This window comes from Chlorobiota bacterium, from assembly GCA_016710285.1.
In the GTDB taxonomy this organism is placed as follows: domain Bacteria; phylum Bacteroidota; class Ignavibacteria; order OLB7; family OLB7; genus OLB7.
The window spans coordinates 821,069-842,665 of record JADJXR010000001.1 but is presented as its reverse complement, the minus strand read 5'-3'; the positions used below and the strand labels follow the sequence as shown (position 1 = coordinate 842,665).

The 21,597-nt window shown below is 59.7% G+C and carries 9 protein-coding genes and 1 tRNA gene; all 10 read left to right on the top strand.

Annotated elements, in window-relative coordinates; all coding sequences use genetic code 11:
• The first annotated feature begins 86 nt into the window (after positions 1 to 86).
• The 10 genes from IPM61_02985 to IPM61_02940 all read left to right on the top strand — a co-directional run bounded on the left by IPM61_02985 (position 87) and on the right by IPM61_02940 (position 21,534).
• Positions 87 to 2,048: a hypothetical protein gene (locus tag IPM61_02985; protein ID MBK8910270.1), complete on the top strand. Its 1,962-nt coding sequence runs from the start codon at positions 87 to 89 to the stop codon at positions 2,046 to 2,048.
• Between the two features lie 109 nt (positions 2,049 to 2,157).
• Complete coding sequence (locus IPM61_02980; GenBank protein MBK8910269.1) at positions 2,158 to 3,801, top strand: ankyrin repeat domain-containing protein; 1,644 nt, start codon at positions 2,158 to 2,160, stop codon at positions 3,799 to 3,801.
• Between the two features lie 120 nt (positions 3,802 to 3,921).
• A complete protein-coding gene (locus tag IPM61_02975; protein ID MBK8910268.1) occupies positions 3,922 to 5,715 on the top strand; it encodes a hypothetical protein in 1,794 nt (597 codons plus the stop codon).
• A 42-nt stretch (positions 5,716 to 5,757) separates the two neighbouring features.
• The gene (locus tag IPM61_02970; protein ID MBK8910267.1) at positions 5,758 to 6,957 is read left to right on the top strand and encodes a restriction endonuclease subunit S; all 1,200 of its coding nucleotides are present in this window, start codon (positions 5,758 to 5,760) and stop codon (positions 6,955 to 6,957) included.
• Positions 6,958 to 7,552: 595 nt separating this feature from the next.
• Complete coding sequence (locus tag IPM61_02965; GenBank protein ID MBK8910266.1) at positions 7,553 to 8,317, top strand: lysophospholipid acyltransferase family protein; 765 nt, start codon at positions 7,553 to 7,555, stop codon at positions 8,315 to 8,317.
• A gap of 721 nt (positions 8,318 to 9,038) precedes the next feature.
• A tRNA-Thr gene (locus IPM61_02960) sits at positions 9,039 to 9,111 on the top strand.
• 104 nt (positions 9,112 to 9,215) lie between these two features.
• Positions 9,216 to 11,645: a hypothetical protein gene (locus IPM61_02955; GenBank protein ID MBK8910265.1), complete on the top strand. Its 2,430-nt coding sequence runs from the start codon at positions 9,216 to 9,218 to the stop codon at positions 11,643 to 11,645.
• Between the two features lie 673 nt (positions 11,646 to 12,318).
• Complete coding sequence (locus tag IPM61_02950; GenBank protein ID MBK8910264.1) at positions 12,319 to 14,388, top strand: hypothetical protein; 2,070 nt, start codon at positions 12,319 to 12,321, stop codon at positions 14,386 to 14,388.
• 136 nt (positions 14,389 to 14,524) lie between these two features.
• The gene (locus tag IPM61_02945; GenBank protein MBK8910263.1) at positions 14,525 to 15,568 is read left to right on the top strand and encodes a hypothetical protein; all 1,044 of its coding nucleotides are present in this window, start codon (positions 14,525 to 14,527) and stop codon (positions 15,566 to 15,568) included.
• Between the two features lie 122 nt (positions 15,569 to 15,690).
• The gene (locus IPM61_02940) at positions 15,691 to 21,534 is read left to right on the top strand and encodes a hypothetical protein (GenBank protein ID MBK8910262.1); all 5,844 of its coding nucleotides are present in this window, start codon (positions 15,691 to 15,693) and stop codon (positions 21,532 to 21,534) included.
• The last annotated feature ends 63 nt before the right edge of the window (positions 21,535 to 21,597 follow it).

The following is a 21,597-nucleotide window of genomic DNA, read 5'->3' as shown; positions in this document are numbered from 1 at the left end:
GTGATGGACTCCCCTGTTTTGCAATCCCTTGCGGTGATGACTGCTGCGGCAACGTGAATACTTCGCACCAAAATCAATAACCATTGATGATGAACGGGAACAACAATGCTTCTGCGACCCGTGCAATCTTGCTGCTCCGTTTCGGGGTTGCGCGGCTTTGGGCCATGCTTCTGGTGGCCGCAATCGCGCCGTTGCAAGCGCAGCAATCCGACGATCCCACCAACCCCACCAACCTCCAGTTTGTTGACCTTGCTGTTGCCCATGAAACCGGAACGTGGCTTGCCCAGGATTCCGCACGGTTCGCGCTTTATCGCTCCACCGATCTTGGGGAAACATGGCACGATGTGGAGTTCCTCTGGAACCCGTTCTTGCGAACCATTGTGCCCACCAACGGCGCAATCATCGCCGCCCCGAACTCACCCTGGGCCGATGATGGTGGAAACCCCTATCCCGTCTATCGCTCCACCGACGACGGCCAAACGTGGGAGGTGCTGGAGTCGCTTGTTGGAACCTACGTCCAGCGAATCGTCACCACCGGAACGGCAACGTTTGTGATGACCACAACCGGCGAACTTTACCGCACAACCGATGCTGGAAGCTCGCTTCAGGAGGTCACGATCCCTTCCGACACGTGGGGCCAGCTTGCTTCCGTTGATGCCGCGCCCGGAGTGGTCCTTCTTACCAGCTCCCTTTCCAGCGTGTTGATTTCGCACGATGATGGAGTAACCTGGGAACCATTCATCCCCCCCGCCACCGATTGCGGCGAACCGCTCCTTTCCGGCGGGCTGCTGGCCGTCACCTGCGGCGATAGCCTGTTCACCTCCGCCACCGCCGGGCGCAGCTGGCAATCCCGAGCATCTGTCACCGATCAGTTCCAACTCCTTTCCATTGACACCCACATCTACCTTGCCTCCGGCCACGACGTGGAAGGCCTGGGCCATGCGTACTACGTGGCTCCGGCAAGCCAGCCCTCCGATTGGGTTGTGGTGGATTCGGTTCTGCCACGGAACATCGGCAACTGGTTTTGGGATCGGGATGTGATGATCGTCCGCACGGTGGACTCCATCGCCACCTCGAACGATGGCGGCGCAACGTGGCGGCGTGCGGCCTGCCAGGTTGCACCCCAGGAATCATTCAGCCTGTTCGACGATGCGCGCGACAGCGCGCTGTTCGGCTGCATCGGCATGGGGATGGTGGCCCCGTCGGGGACGCTGTTCGGTTCCTCCAGCGCGTTCATCCTGTTCAACTCGCTCGATAGCGGACGCTCCTGGGACCTGACCAACTTCCCGATTGAATCCTTCCCGGGCAGGTGGTGGTTTTCCGGCACGCAGATGATTGTGCAAACCGTCGGCAATGGTTACCAGAACATCCTGCTTGCCAGCCGCAGCGAAGGCACCGGGTGGCGGGACCTTGAGCTTCCCAGCGGCGAAATGATGCTAAGCGTGGCGAACAACTTGGGCGTTGTTGTGAAGATGAGCGATGGCACAATCCACCGGAAACAGATAGAGGAGAGCACGTGGAAAAAAGTGAAGCTGGACAGCAACGTGGCGGAGTTCGCCGCAACCCCAACGATGATGTACGCCCTGATGGGGAGTATGCCCGATAAGCGATCAGGGAAGATGAGCAAGGAGTATTGGAAAGAATCCAGCAATGGCGGCGCGACGTGGCGAACCTTGCCGATTCCCAACAACGCACAAATCCAGCAAGTGGCTCCGGTGATGGTGTGGAGCATCGAGGGAAAAGAGGTGGTGATAACCTTGCAGGAAGAAAAAAAGGTGATCCACAAGCCGTGGATGGGGGGCCAGTACGGCATCATGGAAGGGCGCGACAGCCTTTACCTGATGGGGGGCGACGATCCATCGGGGAATCAATTCTTCGTCAGCTCCATCAACGGCAGCGACGGTTGGCAGCCGATTGACGGGCGTTTCCCGCAGGGCTACGCCTCGTTCTTCGCGGTCCACAAGGACCTCCTCTATCTCACCGTCGAGGATATCGCCTATCGCTCCGAAGACCACGGCGCAACATGGCAACGGCTGGGCTGCCGATAGGGGGCCAAAAGCCGACAAACCTTTCATCAATCCCGACCAGGTCGGGGCGGCTACTTGGCGGGGGCGCGAACGCCCAGCCACGCAACTCTATCCAACAACATCATCAATCATGAATCTTTCACAATCGCTCCTGCTGCTGTTGGGGCTGCTGGTGTTTTCCGGCATGGCCACTGCCCAGGATGTTTTCACCGTTGCCAAATCGGGCGACGTTGCGGCAATGGCGAAGCTGCTGAAAAAGAAACCAAAACTGGCGCAAGCCACGCAACCCGACGGCGAAACCGCGCTGCACCTTGCCGCCCGCGCCAACGATACCGCAATGGCCGCGCTGCTGCTGCGGAACCGCGCAGCCATTGACGCCCAAAGCAACGACGGAGTAACGCCCCTGCAAGCCGCACGCTCGGCAGAAATGGCCGAACTGCTGATTGCCGCCGGTGCCAACATCAACCATGCCGACCACGTTGGGGCAACCCCCTTGCACGATGCCGCGCTGCTGCGCCACCCAGAAGTGGCCGCCGTGCTGCTGAGCAAAGGGGCCCAGGTCAACGTGGAAAACAGCATTGGCCAAACCCCGCTTTGGCTGGCGGTGGATAATGGTGATGCCGACATTGCCGAGATGCTTCTTGCTGCCGGGGCCGACCCCAACATTGCCGACAGCGACGGACGCACGCCAATTTTTTCCGCAGTCGAGCAGGAAGATATTGCCCTGACCCAAACGCTGATTGCCGCCGGGGCCCAGGTCGGGATTGAAGATGCCGAAGCTACGCTCCTGACGCAGGTTGCCCAGCAGACCGGGAACATTGAGTTGATAAGCCTTATTGATGCCGCAATGGGTCCGCAAGGCGATGCCCAAGAATATCCCGATCAGCCAGCCGATGAGGTCACGGATGAACTCACCGATGAAGCCACCGATCAGCCAACGGATGCGGCCACCGATGAACCCATCGAAGTCCCCGACCCAAGCGGGCTTGAAACCAGTATCGCCCTTTCGATAGGGGCCAATGGCGACCTTGAGGAACTGGCCGTGCTGGTTGTCCAGAACCTCGACGATGTGAGGATCAACGGCACGGCGTACATCGCGCTTGCCAAGGACCGCCGCGATGTTCTGGAACTGCTGCTTGCCAACGGTGCAACCGTCAGCTACCGAACCGGCGTTGCCGGAACAACGGCCTTGCATCTGGCCGCGGCGGCGGGGGATACCGATCTGATGGAGTTCCTGCTGCACCAACCCGATGCCCAGATCAACGCCCCCGCAGCGCTGTTTGCCGACGACGGCGCAACGGCAATCCACCTTGCCGCTGCCGCTGGCAAAACCGAGATGGTGCGGTTCCTTCTGGACCACGGTGCGGACCCAACGATTGAAGCCATTCGGAACGGCGTAACCCCGCTTCATGCTGCGGCGGAGAACGCCGACCTTGCGATGGTGCGCCTGCTGGTTGAGCGTGGTGCCGATGCCGACCCGCACAACTCCGCCGGCGAATCTTCCCCGCTCCACTACGCCGCGCAAGGGAACAAGGCGGATGTTGTGGGCTATCTGCTGGACCACGGCGCAATGATTGACCGGAAGGACCTCCGCAAACAAACCCCGCTCTTCTGGGCCGTCCGCAGCAGTGCCTTCCAAGCGGCAAGCCTGCTGCTGGATCGCGGTGCCGACCCCATGGCCATTGACTGGAATCACCAAACCGTGATTGACTTCGCACGGCAGAACGGAAAACGCGAGATGGTGGAGATGATGGAGAAAAAAATGGAGAAGTGATAAGCCCCGGCTGGCTTGGGAAATCCTTCCAATGCCACCAGCACCACACCACAACCAACCAATCCCCCCATGCCCTATCTTTGCACCCCTCATAATCTTCAACTCATAGCCATTTCACCGATGCTCCACCTTCTTCGGTTGTTCTTTCTGGGATTCCTTCTTTCCACCCCGTTATCGGCGCAGACCATGCCCCCTGCCGGCCCGTTCGGCGGAACGGTCAATGCCATTGTGGCCAACGGCGAAATGCTGTTTGCCGGCACCGAGACGGGCGATGTCTTCGCCAGCAGCAGCAGCGGCGGACCGTGGCGCGCCACCGCCGTTGGGAACAACCACCTGGAGATTCTTTCCCTTGCTGCCGACGGCGCAACCGTCTATGCCGGCACACGCAACGGGGGGATTTTCCGAACAACCGATAATGGCAAAACGTGGAAGCAACTGATCCCCCCGCGCGAAGTGATTGGCAAGAACATCACCGCGCTGCAAATGGTGGGCAAAACCCTTTTTGTTGGGACCGATATTGAAGGGCTGTTCGTTCTGGAAGGCAGCACCCTTTCCCCACGCAACAAAGGGCTTACCAGCACCAGCATCCAATCCATCATGGCCAGCGGGGGGACCCTGTACGCTGCCACCGGCAATGGCCCAGCGCGAAGCAACGACGGCGGCAACACGTGGCAGATGATCCTGAACGATCTTCCCGAATTCAACTGGGGCCACACCGTGATGATGGCCAACGGAACCTTGTTCACCGCCGGAAGCAAAGGGATTTTCACCAGCACAGATGGCGGCGACTCCTGGAACGGATTTATCCAAGCCGTGCTTGGCGATGGATACTGCGAACTGTGGCAAACCGGCAAGCTGATGATCGCCGAACTTCGCCAGTCGGGCGCGTGGACCAGCAGCAACGGCGGAACAACGTGGGACCGAATCCCCAACGCACCTTCCGACATCACCAACGTTGCCACCCACCGCGGGGAACTTGTTGCCGCCGCAATCACCGGAATCCACCGCAGCAACAACAATGGAAAGGACTGGACCCTGGCGATGGAGGGCCTGACCGCCACCGCCATTAACGCCATTGCCGCCACCAGCGCAACAACCGCCGTTGCCGCCACCGACAACGGGGTCTATGCCATTGTTGACAAGCCGGGCAAAGGGGGAAAACAGTGGGAACGCCTTGCCGCAGGACCGGACCGCTGGGTGAAAAGCATCGCCAACCACAACGGCGCTGTCTTTGCCGGGATGACCCACGGCGGAATCCAACGCACCACCGATAACGGCAAATCATGGGTTCCGCTCGAGGGGGGATTCCCTGAGAAGACGCAGGTCTCGCAGCTTGTTAGCGTGGGGGAGCGGCTGTTCGCCGTAACGTGGGGCGGATTGTTCGCCACCACCAACAACGGCGACACATGGACCAACATCCCAATCGGCGAACACACCGATGGAGTGATGACCGCATTGCTTGCCAACGGCGACACCTTATGGGCAGCACTTTCCGGCGAAGGAATTTTTGCCAGCACCGACGGCGGGAAACGCTGGCAGCCGCAAACAAAAGGCCTGCCGGAAGGGGCCGACATCAACCAGTTTGCCTGGCAGGGGAACACCCTTCATGCAATCGTCCGCACCTTCCCCTCGTTTGGGCGATTTGTGGACCGGTTGTACAGCTACAACCGTGCGTCGAAATCGTGGCGGAAAACGCTGGGCGGGCCGGCCAAAGCCGAAGAGATCACCTGCTTGATTTCCGCCGGCGAACGGCTTGTTGCTGGGACCAACCACGGGCTGTTTTCCAGCCCCATCCCGGGCAAACCGTTCGTGCCGGTGAAGTCCGATATCACCTCGGCACGGTGCGGCGTTGCGGTGGGGAACGTGCTCTGGCTTGGGACCTCCTGGAGCGGAGTGAAAGGGATCGAGTTTTAACCCACCACCACACCCCAGAAACCCATGAACTACATCGAACAAATGGTCGCCGAGCTTTGCCCGAATGGGGTGGAGTTTCGGGAGTTGGGAGAGGTTTGTACATCTATAACCGCAGGCGGTGATCTGCCGGAAAATTATCAGAAGGGTCAATCACTTCCCTCGGATGAGTTCCCGTATCCGATCTATTCAAACGGCTCAGAAGAGAATGCTCTATATGGCTACACTGATACTTTCAGAATTGCGGAGCGAGCTGTGACAATCTCTGCACGTGGAACCATTGGTTTTCATGCAGTTCGGGAAGCCAAGTTCACTCCAATTGTGCGATTGCTCGTGCTAATACCCAGCCAGATGCTGACACCAGAGTATCTCAATTACGTGTTAAGTATTACTGAGATAACTCACAGCGGTGGTAGCATTCCGCAGCTGACAGTGCCAAACGTGAGAAAGATCCGCATCCCGATCCCCCCGCTCCCAATCCAACAGGAAATCGTGCGGGTGTTGGATAAGTTCAGCCAGCTTGTGCGTGAACTTCAGGCGAACCTGCAGGCGGAGCTTGTGGCGCGGCGGAAGCAGTATCAGTATTACCGCGACCAGTTGCTCAGCTTTGAGGGTCGGAAGGATGTGAGGTGGGGGACGTTGGGGGAGATTTGCACGTCGGTTTCTTCTGGAGGAACACCCCTCTCTACTCGTCCCGACTACTACGGCGGTGATATTCCGTGGCTTCGCACTCAAGAGGTTCGTTATACCGACATTTATGATACCGAAATCAGGATTACAGAGAAGGGCCTCAAAGAGTCAGGAGCAAAATGGATTCCGGCTAACTGTGTCATTGTGGCCATATCTGGTGCAACAGCTGCCCGGTCTGCAATCAACAAGATTCCACTCACGACCAATCAGCACTGTTGCAACTTGGAGATTAACCCGGATCAAGCGAATTACCGGTACGTATTCTACTGGGTGAGCAAAGAGTACGAAAAGCTCAAAGCTCTTGGGCAAGGTACACGAAGGGATTTGAGTTCAGGTGTCATCAAGAGCTACCCAATTCCGATTCCTTCTTTAGAAGTCCAACAAGAGATCGTCTCCATCCTGGACAAATTCGACGCGTTGGTGAATGATCTTTGCATCGGCTTGCCGGCAGAGATCGCCGCCCGCCAGAAGCAATACGAATACTACCGTGACCGCCTGCTGACATTTCCGGAGGCCGCACGAACAGAGGTAGCCGTCCCGATGAATCGGGATTGATAAAAGGTCTTTAGCCTTCGGCGCCATCTTCGGTCACTGGGCCCCGATAAAGATCGGGGCCGCTACCCCGACTTCGTCGGGACACCCACCGCACGGGTAGCCGCCCCGACCTCCGTCGGGGTTAATAAAAGGTCTTTAGCCTTCGGCGCCATCTTCGGTCACTGGGCCCCGATAAAGATCGGGGCCGCTACCCCGACTTCGTCGGGATGAGCACCGGAAGAGGTAGCCGCCCCGACCTCCGTCGGGGTTGCTAAAAGGTCTTTAGCCTTCGGCACCATCAGGTCGAACCCCCGGCAACACCAGCCCTGAAGGGGCGACCCATACCAGCCCAGGGCACCGCCCTGGGAACTGAAGGGGCGACCTCCATCCGGTTAGATGTTTTGTTGATGGTGTGGATTTCCAATGGGTGCGGTCGGTGCAGGGGTGATGAATGGGGCTGCCCCTTCAGGGCGGTGGGATGTTCGGGGGACGATTCCCAGGGCGATGCCCTGGGCTGTGATAGAATGCCCCTTCAGGGCGAAAGAGGGGAACGCTTCGGGAGTTTTTGGAGGGAGCGGCTCCAACATCTATCCATCTATCCAATGCTATCCGCGTTATGATTGAAGCCCAACCCAGTGCGTTCCACCGTTGGCTGGTTACGGCGTACTTCCGCAGGAAGGCGCGGCGGCGGTTTGCGGCGGTTCTGGAACGCGGGCTTCCCCACCTTGCCGATTGGAACAACGGCGGCCCCGCCCGCACCCCGCTGATCCTTCTGGCGAACCACTCCAGTTGGTGGGATGCGGCAATGCCGTTCCTGGTCTCCTTTGGCGCGTGCCGCCACGATGCTTACGCCATCATGGAGCATCGGCAGCTGGATCGCTTCCGTTTTTTTGCGCGTGCCGGGGCGTTCTCCATCGTTCGGGAACATCCCCGCCAGGCGCTCCGCACGCTGCGGTACGGCGCGGAGCTGCTGCGGGGAAGCTCGCGGGTGTTGTGGATCTATCCGCAAGGGGTGATTGTGCCGAACGACGCGGGCCCGATTGTTGGCTATCCTGGCGCGGCGCATCTTGTTCAGATGCTGGGCGGGTGCATGGTGGCGGCGGTGGCGTTCCGCTACCAGCTGCTTCGCCACGAGCTTCCGGTGGCCTACGTCAGCATCGGGCAACCGCAACCGATGGCCGCCGCCGCGGGCCGCGATGGAATCCGCGCCACCCACGCCCAGATGATGGAGTTGCTGACCAACGAAGTGGAGTCGCTCCGCGCCGCCGTCGTGGCGGAATCCACCGAAGGCTTCCGTGAACTCCTTCGCGGAAAACGCTCGGTGGACGAATGGTGGAGCAGGGTGAAAGGGGGGAATGGGGATTCTGCGGGGATGAGCTAGCCTGTGGACTCTTGGCAGGCTAAAGACCTGTTATCAATCCCGACGGAGGTCGGGGCCGCTACCCCGACTACGTCGGGACAACCACCGCAAAGGGTAGCCGAAGGTCTTTAGCCTTCGGCGTCATCTGACTGGGCAGGCTAAAGACCTGCCGCTACCCCGACTTTGTCGGGATTGCCGCCGCAAAGGGTAGCCGAAGGTCTTTAGCCTTCGGCGTCATCTGACTGGGCAGGCTAAAGACCTGCCGCTACCCCGACTTTGTCGGGATTGCCGCCGCAAAGGGTAGCCGAAGGTCTTTAGCCTTCGGTGTCATCTTCGGCACCATCAGGCCGAAACCCCGTGCCACACCAGCCCTGAAGGGGCGACCCATACCAGCCCAGGGTACCGCCCTGGGAAAAGAACCATAACCCGGCAACACCAGCCCTGAAGGGGCGGCATCCATCCCATGTGGGTGGATATTTTTTGAGGTGGTGTGGATGTTCGAGGAACGATTTCCGGGTTCCTCGGATTCCCCGATTCCCAGGGCGATGCCCTGGGCTGTGATAGAATGCCCCTTCAGGGCGACGGAGGGGAACGCTTCGGGAGTTTTTGGAGGTAGCCGCCCCAACCTCCGTCGGGACGACCCCCACCCCCAACCCGTAAAAAAACATCTCTCCCTATATTCTGCTTGCGTTCGCGGGGCGGATGGTTCTAACTTTGCAGCCCGTTTGACAAACAATCGCCTGCCACCATAGCTCAGTTGGTAGAGCAGCTCATTCGTAATGAGCAGGTCCACGGTTCGAGTCCGTGTGGTGGCTCTCAATGCTTTCATTGTCGTTCATGCTTCAATCGCCGTCCTTCCTGAAGGATGGCGATTGTTGTATTTGGCCGAACCGCTCATTCCTCTTCCTCTCCATCTGCCATGCTGCTGCGCCTTCTTTGCCTTCTTCCTTTTTGCCTGCTGGCCACGCTGCTTCCGTTTCGCCAGGCGGCCTCCCAATCCATTTTCGACATCAATTTTGGCGGCGCGCGCTCCCATCCGTTCGACGTTCAGCATATCGCGGTTGAGCTTCGGTTCAATCTGGAACGGAAGGAGGTGATCGGGATGGTGCAGCATCGGGTCCGCTCGCTGGGGAACCCGCTTGCCTTCCTGCGGCTTGATGCCGTGGCCAACATGAACTTCACGGCCATCACGGTGGATGGGCAATCGGCACAATATCAGCGTTCCGGCGATACGCTTACGGTGATGCTTCCCACGCCCCGCCCGTACGGCGACACGTTCACCGTGGCAATCAGCTACGATGTGATCCCGAAAAAGGGCCTCTATTTTATCACCCCCAAGGGTCGAGGCGCGCGGCGGCAACGGAGCCAAATCTGGACCCAGGGTGAGGCCCAGGACAACCACTACTGGCTGCCGATGTACGATTACCCGAACGACCGCGCCACCAGCGAACTAACCGCCACAATCCCCGCCAACTGGAAGCTCCTTTCCAACGGCCTGCTCCGCTCGGCCACACCCAACCCCGACGGCACGGCAACGTGGCATTGGTCCCAAACAAAGGACCATGCCGGATACTTGATTATGCTGGCCGCCGGCGATTATTCGGTGACGCACGACACCGCCGATGGAGTTCCGTTGGAGTACTGGAGCTACCCCGATATGCCGGAGCGTGTGGCGCCAACGTTTGGGCGCACACCCCAGGTCCTCCGCTATCTGGCAGCGATGCTGGGCGTTCCCTACCCGTGGGAGAAATATGGGCAGGTGATGATTGCCAACTTCATGTACGGCGGAATGGAGAACACCACCGCCACCACCCTGAACGATTATGCGCTGGTTGACGAACGCGGCCTGGTGGATTACAACCCCGATGAACTGATTGCCCACGAGGCCGCCCACCAATGGTTCGGCGATTTGGTCACCAACCGAAGCTGGGGGCACCTTTGGATCCACGAAAGCTACGCCACCTACCTTGCCGCACGCTTCTGCGGGAACCACTACGGCGATGACGTTCTGGCAAAAGAGATGTACGATGCCGGAGCCACCGCCGAAGAAACCGACAAATGGGCCGGGCGCAACCCCATTGCCAACGGCAACGGAATCACCGCCAACATCTACCAACGGGGGGCGCGGGTGCTGCATATGCTAAGCCACTTGGTGGGGGAATCTCAGTTCTGGCGCGCAAACCGTTTGTTCCTGCAACGCCACGCCCACGGGTTGGTGGAGACGAACGACCTGAAAATCGCCTTCGAGGATGCCACCGGATTGAACCTTGATTGGTTCTTTCAGCAGTGGGTGTACGGGGCGGGGATGCCGCAATTTGTGGTGGAGAAAACGTGGGAGGATGGCCAGCTGCAACTGATCGTCCGGCAGACGCAAACCATTGATTCGCTTACCGGGTTGTTCCGCGCTCCGGTTCCGATGGAGTTCCACCTTACCGACCGCGTTGTGGCCGACACCATCTGGGTTGCGCACGCTGCCGATACGTTCCGGTTCCCGCTTCCGTCGCAACCGAAGTTCGTGATTTTTGATGCCGGCGAGGTTCTGCTGAAAACCGTGGAGTTCCGCCGCACCGCCGATGAGTTGCTGGCGCAGCTTCAATCCCCCAGAATGATTGACCGACTGCTGGCCGTGAAGGAGCTTGCCCGGATGAAGCCACCAAAAAGGGACGCAGAGAACAAAGGGAGGGGGATTGCCGAGCAGTTCCGGCGCGAGCCTTCCCCCTTTGTGCGCCGCGAGATGATTAGCCGCATTGGAACGATTGAGGAGGAGATAGGAAGGGAGATGGTTGCCCAAGCCCTTCGCGACCCCGACGCCGAGGTGCGGAAGGAGGGAGTGGAGAATGCTTGGATGCTCCAGAATGAGGAACGCCCCGCGCTGCTTCGCCCGCTGCTTCGCGACAGCAGCTACAGCGTGATTGCCGCCACGCTGGGAATGCTGGCCACCACCGACACCACCGGGCTGGAGGCATACTTGTTGGAGATGAAAGGGAAGAAAGGGCGGCGCGACCGACTGGCGCAGGGGTGGCTGAACGCCGTGACTGCGGGGAAATTTTCCCGGCTTGCGGATGCCGTGGCCGAATACACCACCGCCGACTTCAGCAACCACACCCGCGCCGATGCCTACCAGACGCTATCGGCCCTTGACACGGCAACCACCGCGACCCGCGCAGCAATCTTGGATGGCATTGTTGACGAATCGGACCGCGTGCGGAATGCCGCTGCCACCGCCGCCGCCCGCCACCTTGATGAGGACCTCCGCGCCCGCCTGCAATCCCTTCAACAAACCACCCTCGGCGAATCGCAGCAAGTCATCGAAAAAGTGCTGGAAGGGGATTGGGAGGAAGAGGAGTAAGGGAGCAGGAATTGGGAAACAGGGTAGCCGCCCCGAGCGTCGCTTCCTAAATGAGGGGTAGGCGCCCCGACCTCCGTCGGGGTTGATAAAAGGTCTTTAGCCTTCGCGGGGACACCCGCGAAACCGCGCCCATTTCCAAACCTCAGGATCAGCAACCCCCGCTGCCCAACAGAAATCACCGCGCGTTCGGCCCTTGCCCCGAACCCACCCCGCCCTGTCGGGCACCCCTCCGTTGGAGGGGGAACGCTCCGGGAGTGTTTGTGGAAAACGGGGTAGCCGCCCCGACCTCCGTCGGGACGCGGGGACACCCGCAAAACCGCGCCCATTTCCGAATTTCAGGATCACCACCGAAACCCGCCGCCCCTTCTCGGCAGGAACAATTCTCTCCCTTTTGTAATCGCCCCCTCCCCTTTCTGTTATCGCCCACCTGTAGATTATTCACCACTGGCATCCCGGCGGGGAACTAAACATTTTTGCGCAAGGTTATGGATTTGGATGGGTGGCAAGAGGGGATGGAGAACGTTGGAGAGGAAGCAAGAATAGTGGCAAAAAAACCGCAGCGGAGGCTAACCGATAACCAAAATTTGGCCAACCGAAAGGGTCCGCCTCTACTTTTAGGAGTGCGACAAACGAACATCACAGGACAAATCCACCAACCAGAAGGAACAGCACGATGAAGACGTTACGCCATGCTTTTTCCCTTGCGCTTGCCACGTTGGCACTTTGCGCAACGGGGCTTGCGCAAGCCCCCCGAACCATCAGCTACCAGGGCTTGCTGACCGATGCCAGCGGGAACCTTATTAGCGATGGGAACCACACGCTCCGGCTCAGCTTGTACGAATCGGCCAGCGGCGGCGCGGCCATTTTTAGCGAAACTCAAACGGTTCCCGTTGTGCGGGGGTTGTTCAACATCATTATTGGCGCAACCACGCCAATCCCACAAACGCTTCTTTTTAACCGTGCCTACTTTTTAGGGGTGTCGGTTGATGGCGGCACGGAGCTTGCCCCGCGCACCCCGCTGACCACCGCTCCCTACGCCTTCTACGCCGATTTGGCCGGCGGGCTTGCCCCCGGTGCCAAAGGCGTTGTCACCAGCCTGAACGGAAGTGATGGGGACCTGACGTTGGTTGGCGGCGGCGCGACCACCATCACCAAAGATGGGTCAACCATCACCATCAGCTCGGTGGGTGGGTCCGGTGCCAGCGGGATCCAAGGGGTGCAGAACACCGATGGGACGATCAGTGTGCAAAACCCAACCGGCCCGGTTGCCACGCTTGGCATCCCGAACGGCGCGATCACCACGGCGAAGCTGGGGGACGGCTCGGTGACAACTGCAAAGCTGGGCGACGGCTCGGTAACGCTCCCGAAGCTGGCTCCGAACGTGATCCCTTCCACGCTTCCGCCAAGCGGTCCGGCTGGGGGAGATTTGGATGGAAGCTACCCGAATCCAACAATCAAAAAAGGCGCGGTTGGAAGTGATGAAATTGCCGACGGCTCAATCGGTGCCGACGATCTTGCAAAAGGGGTAATCCCCGATGATCTTCCCCCCAGCGGTGCTGCCGGTGGCGACTTAACCGGGAAGTACCCGGATCCAACAATCAAAACCGGAGCGGTTGGAAGCGATGAGGTTGCCGACGGGTCCATCACTGCCGATGATCTTGCACAAGGGGTGATCCCCAGCAGCCTTCCCCCCAGCGGTGCTGCCGGTGGCGATTTAACCGGAACATACCCGAACCCAACCATTGCATCCGGCGTGGTCAACAGTGCCAAAATTGCTGATGGGACAATTGCCACTGCGGACATCGCCAACGGCGCGGTGACGCTGGCCAAGATCAGCAACACCGGGGCCACCACCGGGCAGGTTCCAACGTGGAACGGAACCTCCATCGCGTGGACAACCCCAACCGGGTTGATCCTTCCCTACTCCGCCACGCAATCCAATGCCAGCGATCTGTTCTCAATCACCAACAATGGGATCGGACGCGCCGCAGCATTCAGCTATGGTGGAACCGGTGCAACCCAAGCCATTGTCGGGCTGAACAACAGCACAACTAGCAACAGCGCAGGGGTGGGCGGGTTCGGCTACAGCGGCGGTTACGGGATTTTTGGATACTCCAGCGGCACTGGCACGGCCATCTACGCACTGGCAAGCAACTCAGCAACCAACAAGGCTGGGCATTTCATTATCAGCAACGGCCAAAACAGTGCGGATGCGTTGGTTGGTGAGACCAATGGAGGCGGCAACGCGGTGCATGGCTTGAACACAGGAACTGGAAGTGCCGGATACTTCAATATCAGCAGCCAGAACAACCGTTCCGATGCATTGGTGGCAAGTACTGTTGGCGGCGGGCGTGCCGGATATTTCGGTGGAGATGTCCACGTTACCGGTAAGATCACCCGTGCGTACAGCGGCAACACCCGGCAAGCAACGCCGATAGCGTATGGGAATATCACCTACACCCCAGGCGCGGCTGGTCCCGGAACCGTCACCATCAACAGCGGGACCGGGAACTTCACCTGCACCTACAACGGGACCAACAGCCAGTTCGAGATCGTCATCACCGGCGAAACCTTTACCACCACCGGCTACGCCACCAACGTTACAATGGCGGGCAACGCGGCAACGCCGTACGCCATTCCAAAAGTGGATGCCGCCAACGGCAAGCTGCTGGTGACGTTCTACACCTCGAGCACCGGAGGGAAAGCCGCAAGCTCCTTCCAGTTTGTGGTCTTCAAGCCGTAAGCCCTTGCGGCCACGGTGCTTGCACTGCCGCCGTTCGCGTACGTACTGATCTGCTCTCACATTTCCGTGGATGTGGGTGGGGATAGCACAGGCCCGCTATCCCCGCCTGCATCCGCCGACAAACCAGCCATGAACCATGTGTGGATACCGCATAGATCGCCGATGGATTCCTGTAGTGGTGGGCTTCATCTCCCTTTTCCTCCCTTTGCTGCTTCCGGCGCAGGGGCAAATTGGCATTGTGCTGACCCAGCCACCGCCAAACCAACTGAAGGTTGCGGATCTGTGGCGGATCCGCCTGACGAACACCACTGGGCAGACCATCAAGGTCTATCTGTACGGCACTGCCGACGAAGCAAAGGATGGCCCGATCGTTGCCGCCACCACTGCCGTGTTTGACCTTCCGCCGGGCATTAAAACCGTTACCGGAAACGACATCCAGCCGATTGATGCCGACTACTTCAACGACCGCTACAAGCAGTTTTTCCTCCGCACCGGGCAGGCCCCAACTGGCGATTACCGCGTCTGCGTTCGGGTGATTGATGCCGCCACCCGTGCCGAATTGGGGACCGATTGCTACGACCAAGTCGTCCAAATCGTCACGCCGCCGGTGCTGGTGAACCCCGACGACGAATCCACCGTGAACGACCGCCTTCCGGTCTTCAGCTGGATTGCGCCAACACCACTAAAGCCTAGCCAGCGACCAACGTATCAACTGAAAATCGTGGAGATTCTGGGCCGGCAAACGCCCTACGATGCCATGATGTCGAACCCCGCGTTCTTCACTCGCGAGCGCATCCCTTCCCAACTGTTCGCTTTCCCAATTGCTGCCCGTGGCTTCCGTGCGGACCAGCGGTACGCCTGGCGCATCACCGCCACCGATGGCGACTTCCCGCTTGGCCAAAGTGAAATCTGGTCCTTCACGTGGAAGCCAATCACCACCGACCGCATCGGCGAAGACACCACAACCACCATTGCCTACAAGGGGAAAACCAACAAAGGACCGATCATCGGGAAACCCCCAATCACCATGGTCAATTTGGAGCGTGGGGTTCAGGCGGGCGGAACCTTCTACATGCCCAACCAGGCCGAACTTGTGGAAGCGGGTGTCCTGCAAGTCTCCGATAATTTCATCCCTGCGGCGATTCTGAACGATCTGGTGAAATCATGCTTTGGGCCGTAAGAAATCAGGGTCTTCAGAAGAAACGATGAAGGGCGCGGCACCCGCAGCGAAAGGGCGGGCTGAACCGGGGGGTGAACTCTATCACCGGAACCAATGGCTACGAACCAACAGACTACGCACCAATGACTACGTACAGCATAAATATCAATGCCTTGCAGCATCGGGCAAAGGGAACCGTGCAGCAAGAATCCTCGCTTGGTGAATTGGTCCGCCGCAGCGGCAACGGGCCGGCAATGTCGCGGCGGCGCGTGCTGGCGCTTGGTGCCAGTGGGGCGGCGGCTGCAACGTGGTTTATCCCCTCGTGGCGCGCGGTTGGCGGGACCCTTGTGGGCGATTTCCAAATCGTTGGCGACGAACGCCGCGTGGCATTCCTGCTTGGTGGCGAAGAACGGTTTGTGATTGAAGCACGCCGCTTTGCGGGGAAAGCACGGATCGAGCTGAAACGGGAATCGGGAATCGTCCGCGTTCGCTTGGCCGATGCACGCTGGCCCGGGACCACCATCCCCGCCAACATGACCATCACGGTCCGCCCGGGCCTGCTCCGCCGGATGCTGAAGATTGAAATGGAGTTCGGCGGATTCAGCGCCGAAGTCCCCGCCGAAGCATGGCTGATGCGTGGCGGACCCGCCCGCAGCGGGCTTCGCGCCCAGGATGGCCGTTGCCAACTTGGCCGCACGGCCACCATCTCCTTCAACGGGCGTGCACTTGCCAGCTTCGCCCCCGATTGGAGGCTGACGCTGGATGGTGACAGCATTGCCGAGGTTGCCGGGCTTGGCCCGGTGCTCCGTTCGGACCAGGCCATGCTCCGCCTTCCCGATGATGCCGAACCGAATCTTATCACCCCGCCGTTCTTGCGCCGTTGCCACATTGCCATTGAGCGCGGCGGGCGGAATTGGCCAATCGAGCCAAACCCCAGCAACGACCCGATGTGGCAGACCGTCGCCACCGGAAGCCCGTTCGACCGATTGCTGATTGAAGCAGCCGAAAGCGGACGCGGCGGAATGCGCCACCTGTTAGTTGCCGAATCCCCCAGCACCGAGGAGCGGTTGCACGTCCGCCCCGCACCCTCCATCCGTGGCCAGGACCTGATGCCCGCGCTGCTGCCGTTGCGCGGCGCACACTACGCGGTGGCGTTTGGCGAGCATGAGGAAGCAACCGCGTTGGTTGCGCAGTTCGGTTCCCCGCGCTGGATCCACACCGACGGCGGAAGCGCGTTGGTGGGCCACAATCCCAAAGCCCGCTTTGCCTTGCAGACACGGGGGGGAAAGATTGAGCAGGTGGAGTGCGTTCCGGGGCTGCTGGCGGCAATGACCCAACCCGCCGATAGCGGGCGGAATATCGTGGAGCCGGCTCCGCTTCCCCCAACGGCGTTGTTCCGCATTGCCTCGCACACGATGGGGGACCGGGCCAACGACGATGGAGTGATGGGCGCGTTCCGGTTGGATCCGCAGGTCCCCGATGGACCCGCCGAAATCACCCTTGCTGCGCCAACATGGTTTGTGCGCCCTGAGGACCTTTTGGTGATTGGCGTGCAGCTGCACAACCTGAGCGTGCAAGGGGGGAAGCTGGTCCGTAGCGGCGGTGGCGCGGCGCATATCGTGCTGGTGTTTCCGCCGCAGAATATTGGCGAGCAAGCGTTCTTCGAGACCGACCCGAACCTGCCAAACTCCGAATCGCAAGAAAACCCGCCGCCCCCCCCAGTTTTTGCGCGCATTGCCGATCCCAGCCGCATCTCCTTCACGGTTCCGGCAAGCATGAACAACATTGATTTCACGCTGGAGAAGATTCTTGATTTGGCGCGACGGCTGAACATGAACCTTCCGCCGGCGGGCCGTCCGTTGGGCGATCCTGAGACGCTCCATTTTAACGGGAGCGGTTTCATTCAGCTTATCCCCGATGCTATTAAAGGAATGCAGATGGGGATTGGGGCGAAGTCCGTATCGGCCATGAACGTTGGGAAGGCGATCAAAAATGGAGTGACGAAGCGGATTGGAGGAGGGGGGGCGATAGGAGGGGGCGATGCCGGCGTAAGCTCCGCCGCCGATTCCAACAACAGCGTGGGCGCGAACGCAGCATTGCAGCGGTATGAATCATCGCGGTTCCGCCGGACCTCCATCTGGCGCGAAGCCTTCGGGACCGCGCAGGCGGCTGGCTCGGGGCTTACTACTGCCGATGCTGGATACTCTGGCGGAGCCATGCACGCGGGATCGGACATGGCACTGGAAATCACTCCCGAACTTCGCCAGCCATCCCCAATCGAGACGGCAATCGAGTGCCCCTTCCGGCTGATTATCTCCCCCAACAAAAACGCTGCGTGGGCGCACTCCACCACGCCGGTTGCGGGCGAACGGACCGGGCGGTTCGAGCTTTGGCACACCCGGCTTGCCATGCGTGGCCGCGACGGCATCCGCGACGACGGAAACGCCCCGACCGAGGTTGACGAGGAGGCAACGAACGCGCTAAAAGGGGTGAAGAAAGTTGGGACCAACTTCGACACCATCAATGATTTTGTGTATGAGGGGGATTCATGGATGCGGACCATCCGTGCGGTCTGGTCCCGCGATGAGCACTTCCTGCAATATCAAACGCCTGGCGTGGGCGGGATGGATGATCCTTTCTGGATTGAGGAGACCGACTTCAGCACGAACACCTTCCGCAGCCGACCGAAGCACGCCAACGACCCCTTCCGAATGTCGCTGGATGCGGTGGACCGCTTCGACGTTGTGCAGCTGTCGGCCAACTTCAAGATGCACAACTACAAGCCGCGCCCGGTGAACGTGGACCGGATTATGCTAAGCGCGCTTGGCGCGTGGATGAACGTGCGTGGCAACTGGGAGCCGCCGGGCCTTCCCTGCGACCTGACCGACGAGCAGAAAAAACAGTTCGAAGGGGAGCAAGCCGACAAAGCCAACGAGATACCCCCCGCGCCACAACTTCTGGCCGTGGAGGAGTGGCGGCACCGCGCCGTGATGGGCCGCGACAACTACGTCCGCGTGGTCTATAAAGGCTACCTGTTTCCGTTTGGCCACCGTGCCAGCTTGATTAAAGTCACCGAGCGGAAGTTCCACAAAAACAAGCCGGGGAACCCCGCCTATCTGCGCCAGCACATGTACATCATCGTGCGCGAGCCGGAGAAGAATTATTTGGGGACGGGCATCACCATCCCCGCCAATGGCAACACTCCGCTGAAGCAGCTGGACTTGGAGATGCCGATCATGCGGCTGAAACTTGGGACGCTGGTGACACCAAACATCGAGGACCCGAAGGATAGCGACATTGATGGCGAAGGGGAAAAACTCTTCTGGGTGCGGGTGAATGGTGGCGATTTCCTTTGGCAGTTCGAGGCGGAAGATTTCGACGGCCACATCTTCAACTTCACCGCGCCGCTGATCTTTGTGGAGAACGGGCTGAAGATTGTCCCGGCCAAGCTGAAGAAAGCCGTCAGCAACTACGATTTGGGGAAACAGGATGGCGGCTTCAGCGATGCAGCCCGCCCTTCCCGCGCGCTGGAAGGCTCGCAAGTTACCTTTGCTCCAACCGGATCGAAGGCGGGCGACACAACGTTCCAAACGGCCGAGATCACCTTCAGTGCCGAGGTGCTGAAGCTGGACGACCGCGCCAAGCTGGGGAATTGCGACGCGCCACTCTTCTACCCCATTGTCAAGAAGGCGCGGATTGTGATCCCTTCCATCCGAACCATTGCCGGGAACAAGGACCCCGGGCAGTTCGAGTATCACCCGGTCTTCCTTCAGCACGGAATGCCCGCGCTGAACGCCAAAGGATTGCCCGCCGACGGATCCCACAAAAACAAGGGTGAGGTCCTGTTCCGCACCGCCGAGCCGGCCAACAAGATGAAGGTCAGCTTCCAGACGCAGGGGGACCGCGCGGGGTCCTTGGTGAAGCCGAACATGGCGATTGCCGGGCTTGCGCGGAAGCTGGGACCGGTCAGCGGCGATGTCTCCATCCTTGACGACATTGCCAACGCCAATTTCAAGCCGGAGAGTTTTTTTGGCGGCGGAAGCGTCCCCGTGCCGGACCTGGACGACATCCTGCCGTTGATCTTTGGCTGCATCCCACTTAGTGCCATTCTGCAAGCCGTCGGCGATTTTGCCGATGAGCTTGGCCTTGACGCGGTGCCGAAGTTCATCAACGAGGCGATGAACACGCTGGAATCTATGCTGGCCAAGTTCCAGAAAATGGCCAACGAGGCGCAGAAGTTTGCCGACCAAGCGATGGGCTTTGCCAACAACGCCAAGTCCAAAGCCGAGCAGACGGTGAACGGGCTGGTGGACCAAGTGAATGGCGTGCTGAACGCCGCAAGCGTTGCCGCCGGGCAGATTGCCGACATCATCAACGCCATCAACACCGCGCTGGAGTATCTGGCCAACAATATCTACTCCGTGCTGGAGGATATTGCCGAGTTGGATACGGCATCGGTGGCCACCACCATCACCACGTTCAAAGGGCACGTGACGAACGTCCAAGATGCCTTCAACGCCGTCAGCAATTTGCCCGCGCCGGTGGTGGGGGTGCGGAACCAAGTGGTGGGATTCTTAACCGACATCACCGCCGCGTTGGATTGCGTGTTGGAGCTGAACGCCGTGGTTGCCGCCGCAAAAAAAGTGGTGAACGACGTGATTGGCAGCGACGACCCCGCCGACGCAAGCGACCCAAACAAGGAGGGGATTGTTGCCTTCTTTGAATCGCTGGCGGACCTTGACGAAAGCGCCATCACCAGCAAGCTCACCGATTTCAAAACGGACCTTGACGGGCTTCGCAACGCCTTCACCGCCGCCACCCATTTGCCGGAGGAATTGGCCGGGGTGAAGTCCGCCGTGGTTGGCTTCCTGCAAGATGTCTCGAACGTCCTGGCCGAGGTGTTGGATAAAATTGATGAGTTCTTCGCGGCCTTGGATATGCTTCGCGAGCAGAAGGTCCGGTTTGGGTGGCATCCGCCGTTGCAGGATTGGGGGTTCGAGTCGGGCCACCCGATTTTCATTGCGAAGGATGGAAGCAAGAAGGCCGATCTGTTCATCGGCGTGGAAGCCGGGATGCACGGCGGCGAAGGGGACAGCCCGTACTTCCAAGTTGAATGCACCCTGAAAGATTTCACGGTGGATTTGATTGCCCCGCTCAGCTTCATCGCGCTCCATTTTGAGAAGATTCAGTTCCTTGCCGGAAGCAGCATCGGGGCCGATGTCAACGTGAAGCTGCGCGAGCTGGAGTTTATCGGCCCGCTCAGCTTTATCGAGACGCTGAAGGATGCGATTCCGCTGGATGGATTCAGCGACCCGCCGGCCATTGAAGTCAGCGAAAAAGGGATTACCGCCAGCTTCTCGATCCCCATCCCAAGCATTGTTTGCGGCGTGCTGAATCTTAGCAACATCAGCATCGGCGCGGGGTTCACCATCCCCTTCATTGGCGACCCGCTTTCGGTCAGCTTCTTCTTCTGCACCCGCGATAACCCGTTCATGCTGACGGTCTATATCTTCGGCGGCGGCGGATTCTTTGGCATCACCCTGAACCCAAAAGGGATTCATCTGTTCGAGGTTGCGTTCGAGTTCGGCGCGGGCTTCTCCATTGATTTCGGCGTTGCTGGTGGCGAGGTGAAAGTGGTGGCCGGCATCTACTTCAAAATGACCACCAGCACCGAGCCGGAGTCGTGCGTTATCACCGGATACTTGCACCTGACCGGGCGGGTGTACGTGGCGTTCATCGGGGCTTCGATTGAGATGAAGCTGGAGCTAACCTACGAGAGCGTCAGCGGCAAATGCACCGGGCGCGCCTCCATCATTGTGGAGATTGACGCGCCGCTGGTCCCCAGCATCGAGATTGAGTACGAGGAGAAATTTGCCGGAAGCAACGGCGACCCCAGCTTCCTGCAGATGTTCGAGCCGTTCACGCTTTCCACCGGAAAAACCGTGGACCCCTGGGCCGAGTACTGCGCGGCGTTCGCAGGGGATTAACGTGGCCGCGTGCTTGAACAGATGTGCTTGAAGCGATGAACGTGAACACACGAGTGAGTGAAT

Coding starts and splice junctions, on each gene's coding strand:
- IPM61_02985 (MBK8910270.1), top strand. CDS start 87: ATGATGAACGGGAACAACAATGCTTCTGCGACCCGTGCAATCTTGCTG.
- IPM61_02980 (MBK8910269.1), top strand. CDS start 2,158: ATGAATCTTTCACAATCGCTCCTGCTGCTGTTGGGGCTGCTGGTGTTT.
- IPM61_02975 (MBK8910268.1), top strand. CDS start 3,922: ATGCTCCACCTTCTTCGGTTGTTCTTTCTGGGATTCCTTCTTTCCACC.
- IPM61_02970 (MBK8910267.1), top strand. CDS start 5,758: ATGGTCGCCGAGCTTTGCCCGAATGGGGTGGAGTTTCGGGAGTTGGGA.
- IPM61_02965 (MBK8910266.1), top strand. CDS start 7,553: ATGATTGAAGCCCAACCCAGTGCGTTCCACCGTTGGCTGGTTACGGCG.
- IPM61_02955 (MBK8910265.1), top strand. CDS start 9,216: ATGCTGCTGCGCCTTCTTTGCCTTCTTCCTTTTTGCCTGCTGGCCACG.
- IPM61_02950 (MBK8910264.1), top strand. CDS start 12,319: ATGAAGACGTTACGCCATGCTTTTTCCCTTGCGCTTGCCACGTTGGCA.
- IPM61_02945 (MBK8910263.1), top strand. CDS start 14,525: ATGTGTGGATACCGCATAGATCGCCGATGGATTCCTGTAGTGGTGGGC.
- IPM61_02940 (MBK8910262.1), top strand. CDS start 15,691: ATGACTACGTACAGCATAAATATCAATGCCTTGCAGCATCGGGCAAAG.